Origin of the sequence: Xanthobacter sp. 91 (genome assembly GCF_000702385.1) — a bacterium.
Taxonomy (GTDB): domain Bacteria; phylum Pseudomonadota; class Alphaproteobacteria; order Rhizobiales; family Xanthobacteraceae; genus Xanthobacter; species Xanthobacter aminoxidans.
In genome coordinates this window covers 357,086-377,578 of the sequence record NZ_JNIB01000001.1, presented here as the reverse complement: position 1 = coordinate 377,578, position 20,493 = coordinate 357,086, and the positions used below count along the sequence as shown (strand labels likewise).

At 69.1% G+C, this 20,493-nt stretch carries 18 protein-coding genes; 7 read left to right on the top strand and 11 right to left on the bottom strand.

The window, feature by feature from the left end:
• Positions 1-42: 42 nt before the first annotated feature.
• Positions 43-840, bottom strand: coding sequence for a molybdate ABC transporter substrate-binding protein (modA, locus tag A37E_RS0101965; RefSeq protein WP_029555088.1), 798 nt, complete (start codon positions 838-840; stop codon positions 43-45).
• A 190-nt stretch (positions 841-1,030) separates the two neighbouring features.
• Positions 1,031-1,555: a DedA family protein gene (locus tag A37E_RS0101960; RefSeq protein WP_029555087.1), complete on the bottom strand. Its 525-nt coding sequence runs from the start codon at positions 1,553-1,555 to the stop codon at positions 1,031-1,033.
• Between the two features lie 451 nt (positions 1,556-2,006).
• On the opposite strand from A37E_RS0101960, the gene A37E_RS0101955 reads away from it, so the two are divergent.
• Positions 2,007-3,650, top strand: coding sequence for a DEAD/DEAH box helicase (locus A37E_RS0101955; protein WP_051679344.1), 1,644 nt, complete (start codon positions 2,007-2,009; stop codon positions 3,648-3,650).
• Between the two features lie 148 nt (positions 3,651-3,798).
• Entirely contained in the window at positions 3,799-4,074 is a 276-nt protein-coding gene (infA, locus tag A37E_RS0101950) for a translation initiation factor IF-1 (protein WP_012115181.1), read from the top strand.
• Positions 4,075-4,162: 88 nt separating this feature from the next.
• Here the strand turns inward: infA and A37E_RS0101945 are convergent, their stop codons facing one another.
• The 8 genes from A37E_RS0101945 to A37E_RS0101910 all read right to left on the bottom strand — a co-directional run bounded on the left by A37E_RS0101945 (position 4,163) and on the right by A37E_RS0101910 (position 14,579).
• Positions 4,163-5,767: a GMC family oxidoreductase N-terminal domain-containing protein gene (locus A37E_RS0101945; RefSeq protein WP_029555085.1), complete on the bottom strand. Its 1,605-nt coding sequence runs from the start codon at positions 5,765-5,767 to the stop codon at positions 4,163-4,165.
• 20 nt (positions 5,768-5,787) lie between these two features.
• Complete coding sequence (locus A37E_RS0101940) at positions 5,788-7,989, bottom strand: alpha-ketoacid dehydrogenase subunit alpha/beta (protein WP_038192429.1); 2,202 nt, start codon at positions 7,987-7,989, stop codon at positions 5,788-5,790.
• Between the two features lie 137 nt (positions 7,990-8,126).
• Positions 8,127-8,879: an SDR family oxidoreductase gene (locus tag A37E_RS0101935; protein WP_029555083.1), complete on the bottom strand. Its 753-nt coding sequence runs from the start codon at positions 8,877-8,879 to the stop codon at positions 8,127-8,129.
• Complete coding sequence (locus tag A37E_RS0101930; RefSeq protein WP_029555082.1) at positions 8,876-9,718, bottom strand: shikimate dehydrogenase; 843 nt, start codon at positions 9,716-9,718, stop codon at positions 8,876-8,878. Before A37E_RS0101930 ends, A37E_RS0101935 begins: the two co-directional genes overlap by 4 nt.
• A gap of 16 nt (positions 9,719-9,734) precedes the next feature.
• Positions 9,735-10,439, bottom strand: a complete 705-nt coding sequence (locus A37E_RS0101925; RefSeq protein WP_024277923.1) for an ABC transporter ATP-binding protein — start codon at positions 10,437-10,439, stop codon at positions 9,735-9,737.
• On the bottom strand, positions 10,423-12,279 hold the full coding sequence (locus A37E_RS0101920; protein ID WP_029555081.1) for a branched-chain amino acid ABC transporter ATP-binding protein/permease: 1,857 nt from the start codon (positions 12,277-12,279) through the stop codon (positions 10,423-10,425). Before A37E_RS0101920 ends, A37E_RS0101925 begins: the two co-directional genes overlap by 17 nt.
• Positions 12,280-12,283: 4 nt before the next feature.
• On the bottom strand, positions 12,284-13,156 hold the full coding sequence (locus A37E_RS0101915; RefSeq protein WP_024277925.1) for a branched-chain amino acid ABC transporter permease: 873 nt from the start codon (positions 13,154-13,156) through the stop codon (positions 12,284-12,286).
• Positions 13,157-13,349: 193 nt separating this feature from the next.
• Entirely contained in the window at positions 13,350-14,579 is a 1,230-nt protein-coding gene (locus tag A37E_RS0101910) for an ABC transporter substrate-binding protein (protein WP_029555080.1), read from the bottom strand.
• A gap of 300 nt (positions 14,580-14,879) precedes the next feature.
• Here A37E_RS0101910 and A37E_RS0101905 point away from each other — a divergent pair, with 300 nt between their 5' ends.
• The 4 genes from A37E_RS0101905 to A37E_RS0101890 all read left to right on the top strand — a co-directional run bounded on the left by A37E_RS0101905 (position 14,880) and on the right by A37E_RS0101890 (position 18,181).
• Positions 14,880-15,863 carry an NAD(P)H-quinone oxidoreductase gene (locus tag A37E_RS0101905; RefSeq protein WP_029555079.1) on the top strand — a complete coding sequence of 328 codons (984 nt, stop codon included), beginning with the start codon at positions 14,880-14,882 and terminating at the stop codon, positions 15,861-15,863.
• Positions 15,860-16,621 carry an SDR family NAD(P)-dependent oxidoreductase gene (locus A37E_RS0101900; RefSeq protein WP_029555078.1) on the top strand — a complete coding sequence of 254 codons (762 nt, stop codon included), beginning with the start codon at positions 15,860-15,862 and terminating at the stop codon, positions 16,619-16,621. Before A37E_RS0101905 ends, A37E_RS0101900 begins: the two co-directional genes overlap by 4 nt.
• A 9-nt stretch (positions 16,622-16,630) precedes the next feature.
• On the top strand, positions 16,631-17,371 hold the full coding sequence (locus A37E_RS0101895; protein ID WP_029555077.1) for an SDR family NAD(P)-dependent oxidoreductase: 741 nt from the start codon (positions 16,631-16,633) through the stop codon (positions 17,369-17,371).
• 69 nt (positions 17,372-17,440) lie between these two features.
• Positions 17,441-18,181: a FadR/GntR family transcriptional regulator gene (locus tag A37E_RS0101890; protein WP_029555076.1), complete on the top strand. Its 741-nt coding sequence runs from the start codon at positions 17,441-17,443 to the stop codon at positions 18,179-18,181.
• Positions 18,182-18,549: 368 nt separating this feature from the next.
• Here the strand turns inward: A37E_RS0101890 and A37E_RS25065 are convergent, their stop codons facing one another.
• Positions 18,550-19,593, bottom strand: coding sequence for a hypothetical protein (locus A37E_RS25065; protein WP_029555075.1), 1,044 nt, complete (start codon positions 19,591-19,593; stop codon positions 18,550-18,552).
• A gap of 98 nt (positions 19,594-19,691) precedes the next feature.
• On the opposite strand from A37E_RS25065, the gene A37E_RS0101880 reads away from it, so the two are divergent.
• The gene (locus A37E_RS0101880; protein WP_029555074.1) at positions 19,692-20,390 is read left to right on the top strand and encodes a TIGR00266 family protein; all 699 of its coding nucleotides are present in this window, start codon (positions 19,692-19,694) and stop codon (positions 20,388-20,390) included.
• Positions 20,391-20,493: the final 103 nt, after the last annotated feature.

The window sequence follows — 20,493 nt, the reverse complement described above, 5'->3', positions numbered from 1 at the left end:
AGCAATTCCCGTTCCGCTGCGCGCTGCCGCGCGCCGGGCGGATCAGTTCACCGAGAAGCCGTACTTCTTGAAGATGGCCTTGGCCTCGGGGCTCTGGATGAAGGCGAAGAAGGCCTTGGCGGCGGGGGTGTCCTGCCCCTTCACGAGGGCGAAGGGGTAATCAACGGGCGGATAGCTGTCGGCCGGGAAGGTCGCGACCACCTTCACGTTCTTGGCGATGGCAGCATCGGTGGCATAGACGACGCCGTAGGGCACCTCGCCGCGCTCCACCAGCGCCAGCGCCGCGCGCACGCTCTCGGCACCGACGATGCGGGGGGCGATCTTGTCCCACAGGCCGAGATTGGTGAAGGCCTGCTTGGTGTAGACGCCCACCGGGACGCTGTCGGTGAGGCCGGTGGCGATGCGGCCGTTGGGGCCGAGCAGGGCATCCACGTCGAGGCTCTTGGAGATGGTCACCGGCTTTGCCTTGTCGGCGGGGGCGACCAGTACCAGCTCGTTGCCGAGCAGCTTCACGCGGGTGGCGGGCAGGGTCAGGCCCTTGCCGTCGGTATAGTCCATCCACTTCAGGTCGGCGGAGGCGAAGATGTTGGCGGGCGCGCCGGCTTCCATCTGCTTGGCCAGCGCCGAGGAGGCGGCGAAGGAGAACTTGATGGCGTCCTTGCTGCCCTTGGCCTCATAGGCCTTGGCGATGTCCTGCATCGCGTTGGTGAGGCTCGCGGCGGCGAACACGGTCACGGTCTCCTGCGCGGCCGCGGGCAGCGGCGCGGCGGCAAACGCCGAGAGGACGAGACCAACGATCAGGCGGCGGGAGGCAAGAAAGGAGGCGGGAAATCCGGACATGGCAATGGCACCTCGGCAATGGGCCTGTGATATGTCCATCGATATACAGGATGCCGCTGCGAGACAATAGGCCCGCCCCTTCCGAAGGGGCACCTGGGGGCCGAAAGCGGTTCAGGATACCGCCAAGGCGCTGTCGTGGGATCGTCTTTGCTGCAGTGCGGCATGAAGCCGCGCACAGGCCGTTGGGCGCTCAGAAGCCCATCAGCTTCAGCGCGGCGGCGCCGGGCGCGAGCATGGCGAAGGCCCACAGGCCGGCGCTCGCGACGTTGGCCACCTGGAAGTGGGTCTGGCGCATGGCCAGCACGCCGGCGATCAGCGGCACCACCGCGCGCAGGGGGCCGAAGAAGCGGCCGATGGCGACGCCCCAAATGCCGAAGCGCTGGAAGAAGTCCTCGGCGCGGGCCACGAGGTCCGGCCGGCGCGAGAGCGGCCAGAAGTCCTTCGCGCGCTCCTTGTAGTGGAAGCCGAACCAGTAGGAGACCGCGTCGCCCAGCGCCGCGCCTGCGGCGGCGGCGAGCCAGATGGGGAAGAAGTGCAGACCCGCCGCCTCGATCAGCGCGCCGATGGCGAGCAGCAGAACGGTGGCGGGAATGAAGAAGGAGATCAGCGCCAGCGATTCCCCGAAGGCGAGCCCGAACACCACGGCCGGCGCGAGATAATGGTGCTGCTCGACGAAGGCGGTGGTGGTGGCAACGATGGCGGACAGATCGAACATGTCTTCTCCTGCCGCAAGGATCGGTGTCGCGGCTCCCGGACCCAAGGTCCCGCCGCATTCTACTCCCGCGGCGCCTGCTGGTTCCTTACCTTCTGGACGCACATTCGGGCGAAATGGCGCCACGAGGCGCATCCGGCAGCCGACAAAGCTGCGCCTGCCCAACCATTCGCCTTGAAATCGTCACGGGTCTCGTCCATATGCGGTGCATCGCGCCGATGGAGGCAGTTGCTTTCCTCCCCTTAGCGCGCTCGGGCCGCGTAGCGGAGACCGCTGGAGCTTCGATCTGGACGACGCCGTGACATGGCGTTTCGTCGGTGAGGCATCGCAAGCGGCTTTGCCCGATATCATCTTTTGCCCTGGACACCCCTGGCCACGCGGGATGTCGAAATCCCGCGAGCCGCGCCGCGCCCAAAAGGCTGCGCCGGTGCCGCTCGCATATGAAAGTCAGAGCTTGACCTCTTTTTCGAGCCTCGGCCTTGCCGAGCCCATCGTTCGCGCCCTTACCGAAGCGAATCACGTCACTCCCACCCCCATCCAGGCTGAAGCCATCCCGCAGGTCCTCAACGGCCGCGACCTGATCGGCATCGCCCAGACCGGCACCGGCAAGACCGCTGCCTTCGCCCTTCCCATCCTCGACCGCCTCGTGCGCCATCCCCGCCGTCCGGACCCCAAGTCCGTCCGTGCGCTGGTGCTCTCGCCGACCCGCGAATTGTCCGGCCAGATCGTCGACAATTTCGAGAAGTTCGGCCGCCACGCCAACATCTCGGTCACGCTCGCCATCGGCGGCGTGCCCATGGGCCGGCAGATCCGGGCGCTGGCCCGCGGCGTCGACGTGCTCGTCGCCACCCCCGGCCGGCTCATGGACCTCGTGGAAAACCACGCGGTGAAGCTGGATCAGGTCGAGGTGCTCGTCCTCGACGAGGCCGACCAGATGCTGGACATGGGCTTCGTCCATGCCATCCGCGCCATCGTGCGCCGGCTGCCGCACAAGCGGCACTCGCTGTTCTTCTCCGCCACCATGCCGCCGGCCATCGCCGAGCTGGCGGGCGGCATGCTGCATGATCCGGTGCGCGTCGCCGTCACCCCGGTGGCCAAGACCGCCGACCGGGTGGAGCAGCGCGTCATCCACGTGGACAAGCCCAACAAGGGCCAGCTCCTCGCCGAGGTGCTGTCCACCGAGGATATCGACCGCGCCCTCGTCTTCGCCCGCACCAAGCACGGCGCGGACAAGGTGGTGCGCGTGCTCGCCAAGTGCGGCATCGCCGCCGAGGCGATCCACGGCAACAAGTCGCAGAACCAGCGCGACCGCGTGCTCCTCGCCTTCCGCGAAGGCAAGATTCGCACCCTGATCGCCACGGACATCGCCGCCCGCGGCATCGACGTGACGGGCGTCAGCCACGTCATCAATTACGACCTGCCCAACGTGCCCGAGAGCTACGTGCACCGCATCGGCCGCACCGCGCGCGCCGGCCGCGAGGGCATCGCCATCTCCTTCTGCGATCACGAGGAGAGGGCGTATCTCAAGTCCATCGAGCGGCTCATCAAGCTGCAGATCCCGGCCACCGACCGTCGCGGCGCAGGCATGCGCTTCAACATTCCCGATGCGCCGCCGATCGAGCTGGAGGAGCGTGACGAGACCGCCGAGCGCAACGATTTCATCGGTGGTCGCGGCGGCCGTCCCGGCCAGCGTGGTCCCCAGCGTTCGCGCGGTCCGCGTCCCGAGGGCGGGCGTGGCCAGGGCCAGCGCGCCGAAGGTCGCGAGCAGCGTGAGCCGCGCGGTGAGCGTCCGGCCGGCGAGGGCCGTCCGGCCCGTGCCGCCCAGCCGCGTGCCGAGCGTACCGCAGAGGGTCATCGCAACGCCCAGGGAGCCGGCAACGGCGCCGGCCGTCGCGACGGCCAGAACCGCAGCGGTGAAGGCCGTGGCGCGCGTCCCCAGGGCGAAGGCCGTGGCGGTGAGCGGGCGGGCGATCGTGGCGGTGAGCGTGGTTCGCGTCCCGGCAATGATCTCGGCGGCCTCGGCTTCATGAAGGCGGTGTCCAACCGGGGCGAGCGTCCTGCGGGCCGCCCCGCCGGCGCCAAGCGGCCTGTGAACTGAGCATCCGCTCGCGCGTCACACTGCGTTGAACAGGACACGCCGGGCCTTTTTCCCGGGCCGGCGTGTCCCACCTATGGGAAATCGGGCGATTTTGTGAGATAAGCCCGCCAAATTCGTCCCGCGTCGCGGGACAGCTGGAGACGACTATATGGCGAAGGAAGAACTGCTGGAGTTCGAGGGGACTGTGACCGAAGTGCTGCCGGACGGCAATTTCCGGGTCCGGCTCGACAACGACCACCAGATCCTGGCCTATGCGGCCGGCAAGATGAAGAAGAACCGCATCCGCACCATCGAGGGTGACCGCGTGGTGGTGGAGATGTCGCCTTACGATCTCGATCGCGGCCGGATCAACTTCCGCCACAAGGCCGAGGGCAACGCCCCGCCGCCCGGCGCACGCCGTCAGCAGAATTTCCGCCGCCGCTGATCCCTCGGGATCGCGGACAGGGCGTTCGGCGCCGGCCGGGGAAAATCCCCGCGCCGGCTTTTGGCGTTTGACGTAGCGCTGCCGCTGATTAGGCTCTGCCGTCCGCCTTGATGAGATCGGCCGCCTTCTCCGCGACCATCATCACCGCCGCCGCCGTGTTGGCGGAGACCAGCGTCGGCATCACCGAGGCGTCCACCACGCGCAGGCCGGAAAGACCGACGACGCGCAGGTGCGGGTCCACCACCGCCAGCGGCCCGGTGCCCATGCTGCAGGTGCCGACGGGATGGTAGATGGTCTGCCCGGTGCGGCGGGCGAACTCCACGAAGTCGGCGTCGCTCCGGCAGTCCGGCCCGGGGTTCATCTCGAAGGCGCGATAAGGGTCCATGGCCGTCTGCCCGACGATGTCGCGGGCGATCCGCATGCCTGCGGCAAGACAGGCACGGTCTTCCTCCACGGCGAGGAAGTTGGGCCGGATGGCCGGCGGCGTCAGCGGGTCGGCGCTCTTCGCATGGATCGAGCCCACCGAATGAGGCCGCAACTGGGTGACGCCGATGGTCATGCCCGGCAGATGGTCCAGCGCCCGGTCGGCGGCGTTGGCGTAGCTCGCGTGCATGAAGAAGTACTGGACATCCGGCCCGGCGAGCCCCGGCCGCGTCTTCACGAAGCCATGGGCGAGGCCCGTGCCCAGCGTGAGGATGCCCTTGCGGGTGAGGAAATACTGCGCCACCGCCTTGGCGAGGGCGATGCCCCGCGTCTGCTCGTTGAGGGTGATGGGCTCTTTCACCCGCCAGTTCATGCGGGTGGCGAAATGGTCCTGATAATTGTTGCCGACGCCCGGCAGCGCATGGACCACGGGAATTCCCGCCGCCTTCAGCACGTCCGGATGGCCGATGCCGGAGAGTTCCATGAGATGGGGTGACTGGACGGCGCCTGCGGTGAGCAGCACCTCGCCCGCCGTGAACGCCGTCTCTTCCTTCCCATCCCGCCGATACACCACCCCCGTCACCCGCCGGCCGTCGAGCACGAGGCGCAGGGCTTGCGCGTGGGTGACGACCTTGAGGTTGGGGCGGGAGAGGGCAGGGCGCAGATAGCCGTCCACCACGGTCCAGCGCCGGCCGCCGCGCTGGTTCACCTGATAATAGCCGAAGCCTTCCTGATCCTTCCCGTTGTAATCGGGATTGCGGGGAAAGCCGGCCTCTTCGGCCGCTGAGAGGAAGGCCTCGGAGAGCACCGGCCGCTCCGTCACGCGCACGATGCTGATGGGGCCGTCCGTGCCGCGCACGCTGGGGTCCGCATCCGGCTCGTCGAAGCGCTCGAACTTCTTGAAGTAGGGCAGGACGTCGTCATAGCCCCAGCCGGTGGCGCCGCGCTGGGCCCAGCCGTCGAAATCCTGCTTTTGCCCGCGCACGAAGATCATGCCGTTGATGAGCGTGGAGCCGCCGAGGCCCTTGCCGCGCGGCACCACGATGGGGCGGTCGTAGGTGTTGGGCTCGGGCTCGGTGTTGAAGCGCCAGTTGAAGGCACTGCCCGACAGGAGCTTGGAGAAGCCGGCCGGGATGGGCACCCAGAAGCCCTTGTCGGTGCCGCCCGCCTCCAGCAGCAGCACGCGCCGGCGCGGGTCTTCCGAGAGCCGGGCGGCGAGGATGCACCCTGCGGTGCCGCCGCCCACCACGATGTAATCGAAACTGTCCATCGTCTTCGATCCGAATGGGACTAGAGGGCGGCGCCGGGCATTCCCGGCAGCGGCGTGCCTTTCGCGGCCATGGTGACGGCGAGGCCCGCGATGACCTCTTCCTTGCCGGCGAAGGCGGCGCGCTCGAGCACCTTGGAGATGGTGGGCGAGGCGATCTTGCCGGTCACGCGCTGGATGGGCTGGTCCAGCCAGTCGAGGTAGCGGCGCTGGATCTCGTCGGCGAGGAAGCCGCCATAGGAGGTGGAGAGGGAGCCCTGTTCCACGATCAGCACGTTGTTGGTTTTGCGGATGCTCTCGCCGATGGTGTCCCAGTCGAGCCCGGCGCGGTCGAGCGAGCGCAGGTCGATGATCTCGGCGTCGAGCCCCAGCTCCTCCACCGCCTCGCGGCTGCGGTGGACCATGGCGGAATAGGTGAGGATGGTGAGTTCCCGGCCCGGCCGCACCACCTTCGCCTTGCCGAAGGGGATGATGTAGTCGAGGTCGCCGTCGGGAATGGCGCCGGAGGTCTGGTAGAGGTCCACATGCTCGATCACGAGCACGGGGTCCTCGCAGGTCAGCGCGGCATTCATCAGGCCCACGTAATCGAACGGGGTGGAGGGCGCGACGATGCGCCAGCCGGGGGAGGTGGCGAACACGCCCGCCGGGTCCAGCGAATGCTGGGAGCCGTAGCCCGTGCCCATGGCGATCTTGGTGCGCAGCACCAGCGGCACCGGAACATCTGCCCCGAACATGTGCCGCGCCTTGCCGATCTGGTTGAACACCGGGTCGGCGGCGACCCACATGAAGTCGGGATACATGAACTCGATGATGGGCCGGTAGCGCCGGTCCATGGCGATGCCGCCGGCGAGGCCCGCGAACGCGCCTTCGGAGATGGGCGTGCCGAGGCAGCGGTCCGGGAAGGCGGCAGCGAGGCCGCGCGTGGCGCCGTTGGTGCCGCCCTTCAGCTTGTGGATGTCCTCGCCCATGATGACGAAGCGCTCGTCCATCTCGAAGCGGCGATGCAGCACGTCGGCGATGGCGTCCACGAACTTGCGCTCGGCGAGGCGCCCGCGATAGGTCGCCTCCTCCTCGGCGCGCTTGCCCGAAAGTTCGGAGAGATCGCCGCGGATGCCCTCGTCCACGAAGGACACGTCCGGCCACATGCCGGGCATCACCCGGCGCTTGTTGCCCACGGTCTCGACGAGCTGCGCGGCGGCGTCCGCCATGGCGGCCTGCGCGCGTTCGGTGAGGGCGTCGAGATCATCCTGCGTGAGCACGCCGCGCGCCACCAGCGCCGCGCCGGTGCGCTTGATGGGATCGCGGGCGCGCCAGGAAGCCTCTTCCTCCTTGGTGCGATAGCCGAAGGCGGAGCCGGGCAGGGCGCCGTTCTGGTGGAAATAGCGGTAGACGTCCGCCTCGATCACCGCCGGGCCCTTGCCCGCGCGCATGATCTTCAGCGCCTCCTGCGTGGCGAGATGGACCGCCAGCGGGTCCATGCCATCCACCTTCCAGGAGGGAATGCCGAAGCCGGTGCCTCGACCGGAGAGGCGCGTCTCGCGGGTCGCCTCCTCCACGGTGGTGGCGACCGCGTAGCCGTTGTTCTCGATGAAGAAGAGCAGCGGCAGATCCCACGCGGCGGCGAGGTTCATGGTCTCCAGCACCGCGCCGATGTTCACCGCGCCGTCGCCGAAATAGGAGATGGCCACATCCCCCGTGCCCGCGCGCTTGTGGGCGAAGGCGGCGCCCGCCGCCAGCGGCACGCCGCCGCCGACGATGGCATTGGTGCCGATGGCCCCCGCCTCGCCCCAGCGCAGATGCATGGAGCCGCCGCGCCCGTGGCCGAAGCCGGGCTCGAGGCCGAGGATTTCGGCGAGCGAGCGGTGGAGCAGGGCGTGGGTGTCGTCGCTGAGCGGCGCGGTGGGATCGAGCCCGGGCGCCACATAAGCCAGCGCCTTGGCGAGGAACTGGTGATGGCCGCGATGGGAACCGTTGACCTGATCGGTGGGGCGCAGGCCCACGATGGAGCCGGCCGCGCCGCCCTCCTGGCCGATGGAGGAATGGGCCGGGCCGTGCACGAGGCCTTCGCCGGCCAGCTCCAGCACCTTCTCCTCGAAGGCGCGGATGAGCGCCATCTGTGCCAGCAGCTCCTTGAGCAAAGCCGGGTCGGCGGCGGCCCAATCGGCCTCCGTGGACTTCAGTTCGACCCAGGGCGCGGCGGGATGAAGGGCAATGGTCTCGGGCATCTCTTGTCTCCGTGCCGCGGCGTCCTCCTGCGCTCGGAGTGGCGTCGGGACCGTCAATTAAAACGTTTCATTTCGATGCTTCCGGCACCTGCCGGGAGCTGTGTTCAGTACGCCTGCGGCACCCGCCGCAGACGTGTTCAGAGGTAGCCGTAGGCGGTCCAGCCGCCATCGACGGCCATGACCTGACCGGTCACGGCGCTTGCCTGCTCAGAGGCGAGGAAAACGGCCATGCGGGCCACCTCCTCGGTCTCGATCAGCCGGCCCATGGGCGTGCGGGCCTTGAGCCTGTCGAGGTCGAGGCGGCCGCGCTGGGCGAGGTCGTCGAGGAAGGGGGTGCGCACGTAGCCGGGGGCGAGGGCATTCACCCGCACGCCCTCGCGCGCCCATTCGCAGGAGAGCGCCTTGGCCATCATGGCGACGCCGGCCTTGGAGGCGCAGTAGCCGATGCGCTCCGGCGCGGCGACGATGCCGTACATGGAGGCCATGAGCAGCAGCGAACCGCCGCCCTGCGCGATCATCCGCCGGCCGGCTTCCTGCGCGGTGAGGAACACGCCGGTGAGGTTGATGGAGATGACCCGCTCCCACTCCTCCTCGCTCACCGAGAGGGTGGGGGCATTCTGCGAGACGCCGGCATTGGCGAGGCAGATGTCCACCGGACCGAACCGCACCTCGGCGGCGTCGAATGCGGCCACAATATCGGCCTTGCGCGTCACCGAGCCCTTGACGGCGAGGGTCTCGCCCAGCTCTTCCGCGACAGACGCGGCGGCGGGATCGAGGTCGAGCAATACGAGGGAGGCGCCCTCTGCCCGGAAGGCCCGCGCCACGGCAAGGCCGATGCCCGAGGCGCCGCCGGTGATGAGGGCGCAGCGGCCCGTCAGAGCGCCCGTCACGAGGCTGCTCCCGAGGAATGCGAGATGAGCGCGCGCATGCCGAGGAAGTCGGCCATCAGATCGAGCTGGCACACCAGCATGGGCTTGCCGGGATGGGTGCGGCAGCCCTTCGCTTTGGCGGCGGCGAGGATGGCGGTTTCCTCCGGCTGCATGATGACTTCGGCGACGATCTGGTCGCTGGTCAGCCGCGATGCATCGAGCGGCAGGGCATCGCCCGCCTTCAGTCCCAGCGAGGTGGCGTTGGCGACGATGTCGTGGCCTTCAGGGTCGGCGGTGCCGATATCCACCGGCGCGCCCGGGAAGGCCTCGGCGAGGCGTTGGGCGAGGTCTTCCGCCTTGGCCCGCGTGCGGTTGGCGATGGTGAGGCGGGCGACGCCGGCCTCCACAAAGGCGAAGGCAATGGCATTGGCCGCCCCGCCTGCACCCGCGAGATAGACGCTCTTGCCCTTCGGATCGATGCCGGCCGCGATGAGCCCGCCGACGAAGCCCTTGCCGTCCAGCATGTCGCCGACCAGCCGCCCGTCTTCCTCCCGGCGCACCACGTTGCAGGCGCCGATGCGGCGGGCGCTGTCGGAGACCTCGTCCAGAAGGTCCACGATGGCGGTCTTGTGCGGCACCGTCACCACGAAGCCGCCGAGGCTCTTCATGGCCTTCAGCCCGTCCACGAGGCGCGGCAGTTCCTCGGACGAAACGTGGAAGGGCACCATCACGCCGTCGCGGCCCTCGCGCGCCATGAGCGCGTTGAGCATCTGCGGCGTCTTCACGTGATGGATGGGGTCCGCGAGGATGCCGTAGACCTTGGTGAGGCCGGAAATCTCGCGGGATGTCGGGGCGGTCATGGGCAAAGGTCCGGTCTCAGATGCCGAGATAGGCGGTCTTGATGTGCGGGTCGGCGAGCAGGCCCGCGCCGGTGTTCTCGATGGCGATCTCGCCGTTCTCGATCACATAGGCGCGGTCGGCGATCTTCAGCGCGTGGAACGCCTTCTGCTCCACGAGGAGAACCGTGGTGCCGCTCTTGCAGATGCGGTCGATGACGTCGAACATCTGCCCGACGATGATGGGCGCGAGGCCCAGCGACGGCTCGTCCAGCATCAGGAGCTTCGGCTTCGCCATCAGCCCGCGGGCGATGGCCACCATCTGCTGCTCGCCGCCGGAGAGGGAGCCGGCGAGCTGGGAGAGGCGCTCGCGAACGCGGGGGAAGATGTCCAGCACCTCCTCGAAGCGCTCCATCATCCCGGCGCGGACGTTCGGGTGGTAGCCGCCCATTAGCACGTTGTCGCGCACGGTCATCACGGGAAAGAGCTGGCGCGCCTCCGGCACCATGATGAGGCCCGAGCCGACGATCTCGTCCGGGCTCATGCGGTCGATGCGCTTGCCGTCGAACTCGATGGAGCCGGAGGTGGGCTTCACCAGGCCGGAGATGGTGCGCAGGAGCGTCGTCTTGCCGGCGCCGTTGGAGCCGATGATGGTGACGACCTCGCCCCGCCCCACGTTCAGCGAGAGGCCCTGGAGGATGACGGTCCGGCCGTAGCCGGCGGTCACGTCAGAGACCTTGAGCATGGACGAAATCCTCCCCGAGATAGGCCTCGATCACTCGGCGCTCGCGCACGACGGTCTCCGGCGCGCCCTCGGCGATCACCTTGCCGCTGTCGATGACGACGATGCGGTCCGAGAGGCTCATGATGGCCTGCATGTTGTGCTCGATGGCGATGACGGTGACGCCGCTGTCGCGAATGGCGCGCACCAGCTCCACCATCTTCAGCGTGTCGGACTGGCTCTGGCCGGCCATCACCTCGTCGAGGAGGAGGATGGTGGGTTCGGTGGCGAGCGTGCGCGCCACTTCCAGCCGCTTCAGGCCGCCGATGGGCAGGGTGCCGGCTTCCACGTCCTTCAGCTCGTAGAGGCCGACCGTGCGGGCCACGCGCAGCGCCACGGCGCGGGCGTCATCCACCGAGCGATGGCGCAGGAAGGCGCCGATCATGATGTTCTCCAGCACCGTCAGCTTGCCGAACGGCTGGACGATCTGGAAGGTGCGGCCGATGCCGAGCCGGGCGAAGGCGTCGGGCGTCTTCGGCTGGTGCCATTTGCCGTCCTGTCCCAAGAGTTCCACCGTGCCGGCATTGGGCGCGAGGAAGCCGGAGAGCTGGGCGAAGACGGTGGTCTTGCCGGCGCCGTTGGGGCCGATGACGCCGAGGATCTCGCCGCGCTTCAGGGTGAGGGACACGTTGTCGGTGGCCACCAGACCGCCGAAGCGCTTCACGAGGTTGGTCGCCTTCAGCACCGGCTCGCCGACCGTGCCGCCCACCAGCTTGGCGGCGGGTGCAACGGTCTCCGGCCGGGTCCGCCCGCCGCCGGGCAGGCGGTCGATGAGACGGGTGACGAACGGGCCGAAGGTGCCCACCAGCCCGCCGGGCAGGGTCAGGGTGATGACGACCAGCACGGTGCCGTAGACGAAGCCGTGCAGGCCGTTGGCCGAGGCCCCGAGCCAGCCGCGGGCGAGTTCCGCGAGCGGAACCACCAGCACCGTCCCGAGGAGGGGCCCCGCCACCGTCCCGAGACCGCCGATCAGGGCGAACATGGCGATCTCGATGGCGGTGGCGAGAGAGAACAGCGTCGCCGGCTCCAGGAACGTCATGTACATGGCGTGGAAGGTGCCGACGGTTGCCGTGAGCGCCGCCGAGATGGCGATGGCCCACAGCTTGACGCCGTTGATGTTGATGCCCGCCGCCTGGGCCGCGCTGTCGCGTTCGCGCACGGCGGTGAGGGCATAGCCGAGCCGCGAGTTGCGGATGGCGTAGCTGACCGCGAGCGACAGGAGCAGCAGGCCGAAGGCGATGTAGAGATAGTTGATCTTCTCGCGGAAGATCATCCACGGCCAGCCGATCTGGAGCGGCACCACGAGGCCGGCCGAGCCGCCGGTGAGGCCGTTGAAATGGATGGCGAGCAGCCGCACCACTTCAAGGAAGGCGATGGTCGCCAGCGAGAAGAACGGCCCGCGCAGCCGGAAGCAGGGATAGCCGATGCCGACGGAGACCAGCGCCGCCAGCGCCGCGCCGCCGATCATGCCGATCCAGGGCGAGAGGCCGAAGCTGTCCAGAAGCAGCGCCGCCGTATAGCCGCCGATGCCGTAGAACACCGTGTGGCCCAGCGAGAGCTGGCCGGCATAGCCGCCGAGGATGTTCCACGCGGTCGCCAGCGCCCCGAACACGCAGATGGTGACGAAGACGTGGATCACGAAGGTCGAGCCCGACCAGGCCGGGATGATGACCAGCAGCGAGAGCGCGAGGAGCGCGCAATAGACCCGCGGATTGGCGAGACGCGCGAGGAGGGAAGGGCCGCCGGAGGCCGCCGGCGAGGACTTCCCGGCGGTGGAGGCGGGCGAGGAGTCTTGAAGGCTCATCGGATCACTCCGTGCCGCGGCCGAGGCCGAACAGGCCGGTGGGCTTGAAGATGAGAATGGCGAGGAAGAGCGCGAAATAGACGACTTCCTTCAGGTCGGGGGCGATGTAGTAGCCGGAGAGGCTGTCCACGAGGCCGATGATCATGGCGCCGAAGAAGGCGCCGTACATGGAGCGCATGCCGCCCAGCACCACCACCACGAAGGCGGTGAGCACGAAGTAGGTGCCGATGGTGGGCGTCACCGGATAGAGCGGCATCACCAGCGCCGCGGCGAGGCCCACGCAGCCGGCGCCGATGCCGAAGGCGATGACGTAGATCTGGTCCACCTTCACGCCCATCAGCAGCGCCGCATTGCGGTTCTGCGCGGTGGCGCGGATGGCGCGGCCGAGCGCGGTGGACTGCATGAAGAGGTGCAGCCCGGCGACCAGCGCCAGCGCGCACACAAACATCACGAGCTGTCCCTTCACCAGGGAGAAGCCGCCCACCATCACCGAGCCCTGCGCGGCCGACGGGGGGATGGAATAGAGGTCCGCGCCGAACACCAGCAGCGCGAGGTTCACCAGCGCGGTGGAGAGGCCGACGGTGGCGAAGATCTGGATGTGCTCCTCGGCCCCCAGCAGAGGCTGGATGAGGAAGCGCTGCACCGCCGCGCCGATGGCGAACAGCAGGATCACGATGGGCACAGCGGCGGCATAGGGGTGCAGGCCGAACTTCGCGGCCAGCAGATAGGCGGCATACATGCCCACCATCAGGAACTCGCCGTGGGCGAAGTTCACCACCCGCACGATGCCGAAGATCAGGGTGAGGCCGACGCTGATGATGGCATACATGCTGCCGAGCAATATGCCGTTGAGCACCAGCTGGATAAGAACGTCCATCGCGCTTGGCTCCAGTGCGCAGGTGGGTGAGGCGTGCCGTCGGGGCGCAGCGAACCGGCGCCGCGCCGGGGCAGGGGCGCGGCTTCGGCCGAGGGCGCAGCGGGCTGCGCCGGTCCGGTGTCGAAGGGCCCCGCCCGGAGCCAGACCGGGCGGGGCAGGGCGGCGCGGGAGGTCCGCCGCCTCAGTTTGATGCTCAGTTGGCGCCGATGCCGGTCTTCATCTTGGCGACAGCGGCGTCCGTCGGAAACACGGTGACGAGGTTGCCACCCTGCCACTGCATCAGGAAGGGCACGGCGCGGGTGTTCTGGCCCTGCTCGGAGAACTTGGCGCCCCAGCCGGTCGCGGTCTGGCCCACCGGGATGTCCACCGCGAGGACGGCGGCGCGCACCTTGTCGGCATCCGTGCTCTTGGCGCTGGCGATGGCGTCGAAGAACACCTTGGCGCCCATGTAGTTGGCGAGCGAGTGGCCGGAGCGCGGATCGATGCCGTACTTGGCCTTGTACTTCGCCGCGAACTCGGTGATGCCCGGCGCCGCCTTGGGGTTGGTGTTGTACTGGGTGAAGTCCACGTCGAGGGCGCCTTCCATGTTCTCCGCGCCCACGGCCTGCATGGTGTCACGGGTGGAATAGCCGCCGCCGGCGCCCATCACCGCCTTGGGCTTGTAGCCCTGGTCCTTCATCTGGCGGAAGAACAGCACGGTGTCGTTCTGGTAGGAGGTCTGGAGCACCACGTCGGCACCCGCGGACTTCAGGCGCAGGATGACCGGGGTGAGGTCCACCGACTTCGCCGAATAGGGCAGGACCTCGACCACGTTGAGGCCCTTCTCCTTGGCGCGGGCCTTCTGATAGCCGGAGACGGTCTGGCCGTAGAGGCTGTCCTCGTGGATGATGCCGATCTTGAGATCGCCGGGCTTGGTGTTGAGCGCAGGGGCGATGGCCTCGATGATCGAATCGACCATGCGGTTGGCGAAGTCACGCGCCGTGGCATTGGTGCGGAACACGTACTTGAAGCCGCGCTCGGTGATGGGATCGGAGATCGCGCCCAGCTCGAAATAGGGGATGTTGGCGAGTTCCGTCACCTGCGTCGCCGCCAGCGACAGTGACGAGGAATAGGTGCCGAAGATGGCCGAGACCTTGTCCACCGAGGTGAGGCGCCGCGCCTCGCCGACCGCCTGGTTGGGATCGACCGCGTCACCCTTGATGAACTCGATCTTCTGGCCGTTGAGGCCGCCGGCCGCGTTGCGCTCTTCCACCGCCAGCTCGAAGCCGCGGAAGCTCTCGTCGCCGAGCAGCGCGAGGGTGCCGGAGAAGGGATAGAGGGCGCCGAACTTCACGGTGCCCTGGGCCGCTGCGGGCTGGGTCGCAGCCAGCGGCACGGCAGCAAGCATTGCGGCGGCAATCGCCGCCCGCGCAAACAACTTCATGGTTTCCTCCCTCCGCCGACCCCGGTTCGGGCCGGGCGATTCAAACCGTTGCTCGGGCACGGTTTTCGTGCCCTTCGGCTGCGGTCCGGCGTGGTGGCCGGTCCGTCTGGCGAGGCGGATAATGCAGATAACCAAGTTGCCTGACAAGTACGACCTATGTATTTTCCTCGCCGACCAGAACGCGCCGTGATGAGGGCGCCGCCGGGACCGGGCGCGGCCGCAAGGACCGCCGCCGACAGGTGCCGGAAAGCCTCGCAGAAGGCGCAAGGGAGGAAGCCGGTGGCAGAGATTTCGAGCACGATGCGACAGGTCCGCTTTGCGGGCGCTGGCGGTCCCGAAGTGGTGACGGTCGAGACGGCGGACGTGCCGCGTCCCGGCTCCGGACAGGTGCTGGTGGAAGTGGTGGCGGCGGGCGTGAATCGCCCCGACTGCCTGCAGCGCGCCGGCAATTATCCCCCGCCCCCCGGTGCCACTGACGTGCCAGGCCTCGAGATCGCGGGCCGCGTGGTCGCGCTGGGCGAGGGCGTCACCTCCCCGAAGATCGGCGACGAGATCTGCGCGCTGGTGATCTCCGGCGGCTATGCGGAATACTGCATCGCCGAAGCGCCGCTGTGCCTGCCGATCCCGAAGCCGCTGTCGCTTCTGGAAGCCGCCGGACTGCCGGAGAACTATTACACCGTCTACGACAACGTCTTCACCCGCGGCGGGCTGAAGGCGGGCGAGACCATCCTCATCCATGGCGGATCGAGCGGCATCGGCTCCACCGCCATCCAGCTCGCGCACCATGCCGGCGCGCGCGTCATCGCCACGGCGGGCTCCAAGGAGAAGTGCGACTTCTGCCTCTCGCTGGGGGCCGACGCGGCGATCAATTATCGCGACACGGATTTCGTCGCCGAGGTGAAGGCGCTCACCGACGGCAAGGGCGTCGAGGAAATCCTCGACATGGTGGGCGGCCCCTACGTGGCGCGCAACCTCCAGGCCCTCGCGGTGGAAGGCCGCCTCGTGCAGATCGCCTTCCTCCAGCCGAGCGAAGTCACCATCGACCTCATGCCTGTCATGCTGAAGCGCCTGACCTTCACCGGCTCCACGCTCCGCGCCCGCCCGGTGGCGCTGAAGAAGGCCATCGCCGATCTGCTCATGCGGGACGTGTGGCCGCTGCTCGACGCGGGCAAGGTGAAGCCCTTCATCCACGCCACCTTCCCGCTGGAACAGGCGCGCGAGGCCCATGCGCTGATGGAATCCAGCGCGCATCTCGGCAAGATCATGCTGGAGACCGGCCGGTGAGCGCGCGGGTTGCTTTCGTCACGGGCGCCGGCCGAGGGATCGGCCGCGCCCAGGCGGATGCGCTGGCCGATGCGGGCCTCGCCGTCGCCTATGTGGACCATGATGCGGCGCTGGCGAACGAGGCTGCCGAAGCCGCCGTCGCCCGCGGCGTCGCCGCCATCGGCCTTGCCGCCGATGTCTCCGACTATGCCGCCGTCGCGGCTGCCGCCGAGGCCGCAACTGCGGCGCTCGGGCCGGTGGAGGTGCTGGTGAACAATGCCGGCATCTCGCCCAAGAGCGGGGCGGACGGCCGCCGCTCGGAAGCCTGGGAGATGCCGCCGGAGGAATGGCGGCGGGTGATCGACGTGAACCTCACCGGCGCCTTCAACTGCGTGCGGGCGCTCTCGCCCGGCATGAAGGCGCAGGGGCGGGGCCGCATCGTCAACATCGCCTCGGTGGCGGGGCGCACCTATTGCGACATCGTGGGCGTCCACTATGCCGCCTCCAAGGCCGCCCTCATCGGCTTCACCAAGCATCTGGCCGGCGAGCTCGGCCCCTACGGCATCACGGTGAACGCCATCGCCCCCGGCCGCATCGACACGCCCATGATGCGCGGCACCGCCTCCACCGCCAACGAGGCGGTGCGCCTCTCCACCCCACTGCGCCGTCTTGGCCAGCCGGAGGAGGTGGCGGCGACCTGCGTGTTCCTCACCTCCGACGCTTCGGCCTTCGTCACCGGACAGGTGGTGGACGTGGCCGGCGGCTGGCTGATGACCTGAGGCGTGAAGATGTTCGACTTTACGGGCAAGACCCTGCTGATGACCGGCGCCAACGGCGGCATCTCCCGCGCCATCGCGCGGGTGTTCTTCGACCTCGGCGCCAATTGCGTGCTCACCGATCTCGACCATGCGGGCGTCTCCGCCTTCGCGGCAGAGCTGGACCCCACCGGCGCCCGCGTGCTCCCGCTGAGGCAGGACGCGGCGAAGCCCGAGGAGGCGGATGCCGCGCTCAAGGCGCTGGCGGAAAAGTTCGGCGCGCTGGACGTGCTCGTCACCTCGGCCGGCCTCTACCGCGAGCGGCGCGTGGCGGAGATGACAGACGACTATTGGCGCACCGGCATCGCGGTGAATCTCGACGGGGTGTTCTACACCTGCCGCGCCGCCATCCCGCATTTCGCCGAGGGGGCGTCCATCGTCAACGTCGCCTCCATGGCCGGGCACAGGGGCAGCGTCGGCCACGCGGACTATGCGGCGGCCAAGGGCGCGGTGCTGAATTTCTCGCGCACGCTGGCCCAGGAGCTGGCGCCGAAGGTGCGGGTGAATGCAGTGTCGCCCGGCCTCATCGACACGCCCATGGTGCGTCCGCTGATGGCGGCCAATGGCGGGGCGCTGCTCGCCAATACGCCGCTGAAGCGGCTGGGCACGGCGGAGGAGGTGGCGCGGGTCGTCGCCTTTCTCGCGTCCGATTGGGCGAGTTTCGTCACAGGCGAGACAGTGCATGTGAACGGTGGTCTTTATATTGCTAGCTGAGCCGTGGGGCGCCGCACCAGCAGCGGGCGCAACAACAACACACGGCCGCCGGAGGTGAGGGAACACAGGATGGCGGACCCCCGCGAAACGCCCCGCGCGATGCCCCGCGACATTCTCGGCCGCGCGCCCTCGCTCGCCGACACGCTGGCCCAGCGCCTGCGCGAGGAAATCGCCTCCGGCCGCCTCCAGCCCGGCGAGAAGCTGCCCACCGAGCACAAGATGTCCGAGACCTACGGCGTCAGCCGCCCCATCGTCCGCGAGGCGGTGGGCCGGCTGAAGCACGACGGCCTCGTGACCAGCCGGCAGGGGGCGGGGGCCTTCGTCGCCGATCCCGGCGCCGCCTCCTCCTTCCGGCTGGAAATCGCCGATCTCAGCGACCGCGCGGAGATGAGCGCCATCGTGGAGCTGCTGATGGCGGTGGAGGCCAACGCCACCGCCCATGCCGCGGTGCGCCGCACGCAGGACGACCTCGGCCGCATCCAGACCCAGCTCGACGCCATGCAGGCGGCGGTGTTTCGCGGCGAGCCGGGGGTGGACGAGGACATGGCCTTCCACCGCGCTATCGTGGAGGCCACGGGCAATCCCTATTTCCGCGACCTGTCCCAGTTCCTCGACCACCGGGTGCGCCACTTCATCCGCACCGCCCGCGCCAACACCGCCCGCCTCGGCGGCCTCGCCCAGGCGGTGCAGGACGAGCACGTGGCCATCTTCTCCGCCATCGAACGGCAGGACGCCCCCGCCGCGCGCGCGGCCGCCGAGGAGCACCTGCGCAACGCCGCCACGCGGCTCGCGCTCTATCTGAAGCCGTGAGCCTGTCCAGGAACGGGACGGTCTTCGGGCGGGACTGGGATGGAGCGGGAACGGGCCGTGACCGAATCAGGCGGCGGCCGGTTTTCGGGATTTGTTCGTCCCCTTCTGTGCTGGCTGTCACCTCCTGACTTTGCAGGCCGTCATGCCCGGGCGTGTCCCGGGCATCCACGTGGAGCGGCTGGGAATCTGCCTTCGCACGGTGTCCTCTCGGCCCGACGTGGATGGCCGGGACAAGCCCGGCCATGACGGTGATACGGCGCGTGCATGTGTCCCAGAATCGGACGATCGATATCCCACCCCGCGCACACAGCGCGAACGGTGCATGACCGAATCAGGCGCCGCCCGGTCTTCCGGCTTTGTTCGCGCCCCTATCGCCCGACCGCCCGGAACCCGGCCTCCCCCGCGTCGGCATCGAAGAGATAGTCGAAGGCATTCAGCGCCCGCACGGTGGTGTTGACGAAGGGCGGCCGGTCGCCGCGGCCGACGAGGATGACGCGCTCCGGCGTCACCGGATTGCTCCGATCCCCGACCGTGAAGCTGTAAGCCGGGGCCGGCTGGCCCGCGCCGGGGGAGATGGCGAGGCTGGCGCCGTCCGCCACCACCCGCCCGCCGCGCAGGCCGGGCACGGCGAGGCCGTCCGTCTGCGCCGGCGGCAGGGTCAGGTACATGATGGACACCCCGGTATCGAGCAGCAGCGTGCCGCAGGCGGCGGGGGCGCGGGCGTTGAGGGAGAGGCAGGCGGGAATGGGCTGCCAGTCGCCGGTGGCCGGGTCGGCTGCGAGCTTCACCTTCTGAAAGCCCGCGCCGGTGTCCTTCGCCAGTCCCACCTGCACGCCTCGCCGCGTCACCACATAGCCGCGCTTGAAATCGGCCGTGCCCGTCCCTGCCTGCCCCATGCCGGCCACGTTGAGGAAGGGGTTGCGCCCCGGCCCCGCGCCCGGCTGGCGATCCTTGGCGCGGGCGAAGCCGATGCCGAGCATGGAGACCCGGCGCGGCGCATCCATGGGCCGGCATCTGCGGGCATTGCGCAGGCAGTCGATGCGCGTCACCGCCAGCACCGGGATGGGCTGGGTGGTGACGCTGGTGCCGTCCGCCCCGGCCACAGTCACCGGCACCATCACGTTCACCCCGCGCATGATGCGGCCGGAGGAGGTGTAGGTGAGCTCGCCCGGCCCCAGCGGCGTCAGCTGGTCGAAGCCGGGGATGGCGCTGGCCGAGACCACCACGCCGGTGGAGCCGGTATCCATGATCGCGCGGCGCGCCGGGCCGCCATTGATGGAGAGCGAGAGCGTCGGCGGGCGCAGGATGGGCGCGCCCTCGGCCGGGGCGTTGAGATAGGGCAGGACGGCCGGCTGCTGCGCGAAAGCGGGCGTGGCCAGCAGGGAGAGGAGAATGAGCGTGGCGGCGCGCATGGGCTTTTCCTCAGCTTGTTTCAGGCTTGGCCGGAAGGCTTGCTTGCGTGGGCCTTTCCTCACCCTAATCTCGGTGCGGCCTTACCGGGAGAGATAACATGCGCCACGAGATTTCCGGAACAACGCTGCCCGTGCTCACCTTCACGCTGGCGCCGGGCGAGACCGTGCTGGCCGAGACGGACCGCCTCTCCTGGATGACGTCCAACGTCGCCATGCGCACCACCACGGCCACCGGCGGCTCCACCGGCTTCTTCGGTGCCATCGGCCGCGCATTGGGCGGCGGCGGGCTGTTCATGACGGAGTTCACCGCCGAGGGCGGGGAGGCGCTGGTGGCGTTCGCCGCCACGGTGCCCGGCAGCATCTTCGAGATGCAGGTGGCGCCGGCGCGCGGCTATCTCGTCCACCGCCATGGCTTCCTCGCCGGGGCGCCGACGCTCTCCCTCGGCGTCGGGGTGCAGCAGACGCTGGGCGCCGGCGTGTTCGGCGGCGATGGCTTCATCCTCCAGCACCTCACGGGCGAGGGCTCGGCCTTCATCGAGCTGGGCGGCGAGATCGTCAGCTACACGCTGCAGCCGGGGCAGGACCTCCTGGTGCATCCCGGCCATGTGGGCATATTCGAGGACAGCGTCGCCTTCGAGATCACCACCGTGCGGGGCGTGAAGAACATGCTGTTCGGTGGCGACGGCCTCTTCCTCGCCCGCCTTGCCGGCCCCGGCACGGTGTGGCTCCAGTCGCTCACCCCGTCCAAGCTCGCCCACGCGCTCCAGCCCTATCTGCCGGCCGGCGAGCGGCGGTAGGGCCTCTGCCGTCAGGCCCCGGTCCTTGACCGGGGCCAGGCGGGCCCGCTCAGGCGCCGCGCGGGCTTTGGCTGGGTTGCTACGCTCAAGCGCCGCGCGGGCT

What these genes read in the sequence shown, in the direction of transcription:
- modA (WP_029555088.1), bottom strand. Translation starts at nt 840, where the DNA reads ATGTCCGGATTTCCCGCCTCCTTTCTTGCCTCCCGCCGCCTGATCGTT.
- A37E_RS0101960 (WP_029555087.1), bottom strand. Translation starts at nt 1,555, where the DNA reads ATGTTCGATCTGTCCGCCATCGTTGCCACCACCACCGCCTTCGTCGAG.
- infA (WP_012115181.1), top strand. Translation starts at nt 3,799, where the DNA reads ATGGCGAAGGAAGAACTGCTGGAGTTCGAGGGGACTGTGACCGAAGTG.
- A37E_RS0101945 (WP_029555085.1), bottom strand. Translation starts at nt 5,767, where the DNA reads ATGGACAGTTTCGATTACATCGTGGTGGGCGGCGGCACCGCAGGGTGC.
- A37E_RS0101940 (WP_038192429.1), bottom strand. Translation starts at nt 7,989, where the DNA reads ATGCCCGAGACCATTGCCCTTCATCCCGCCGCGCCCTGGGTCGAACTG.
- A37E_RS0101930 (WP_029555082.1), bottom strand. Translation starts at nt 9,718, where the DNA reads ATGACCGCCCCGACATCCCGCGAGATTTCCGGCCTCACCAAGGTCTAC.
- A37E_RS0101925 (WP_024277923.1), bottom strand. Translation starts at nt 10,439, where the DNA reads ATGCTCAAGGTCTCTGACGTGACCGCCGGCTACGGCCGGACCGTCATC.
- A37E_RS0101920 (WP_029555081.1), bottom strand. Translation starts at nt 12,279, where the DNA reads ATGAGCCTTCAAGACTCCTCGCCCGCCTCCACCGCCGGGAAGTCCTCG.
- A37E_RS0101915 (WP_024277925.1), bottom strand. Translation starts at nt 13,156, where the DNA reads ATGGACGTTCTTATCCAGCTGGTGCTCAACGGCATATTGCTCGGCAGC.
- A37E_RS0101910 (WP_029555080.1), bottom strand. Translation starts at nt 14,579, where the DNA reads ATGAAGTTGTTTGCGCGGGCGGCGATTGCCGCCGCAATGCTTGCTGCC.
- A37E_RS0101905 (WP_029555079.1), top strand. Translation starts at nt 14,880, where the DNA reads ATGCGACAGGTCCGCTTTGCGGGCGCTGGCGGTCCCGAAGTGGTGACG.
- A37E_RS0101895 (WP_029555077.1), top strand. Translation starts at nt 16,631, where the DNA reads ATGTTCGACTTTACGGGCAAGACCCTGCTGATGACCGGCGCCAACGGC.
- A37E_RS0101890 (WP_029555076.1), top strand. Translation starts at nt 17,441, where the DNA reads ATGGCGGACCCCCGCGAAACGCCCCGCGCGATGCCCCGCGACATTCTC.
- A37E_RS25065 (WP_029555075.1), bottom strand. Translation starts at nt 19,593, where the DNA reads ATGCGCGCCGCCACGCTCATTCTCCTCTCCCTGCTGGCCACGCCCGCT.
- A37E_RS0101880 (WP_029555074.1), top strand. Translation starts at nt 19,692, where the DNA reads ATGCGCCACGAGATTTCCGGAACAACGCTGCCCGTGCTCACCTTCACG.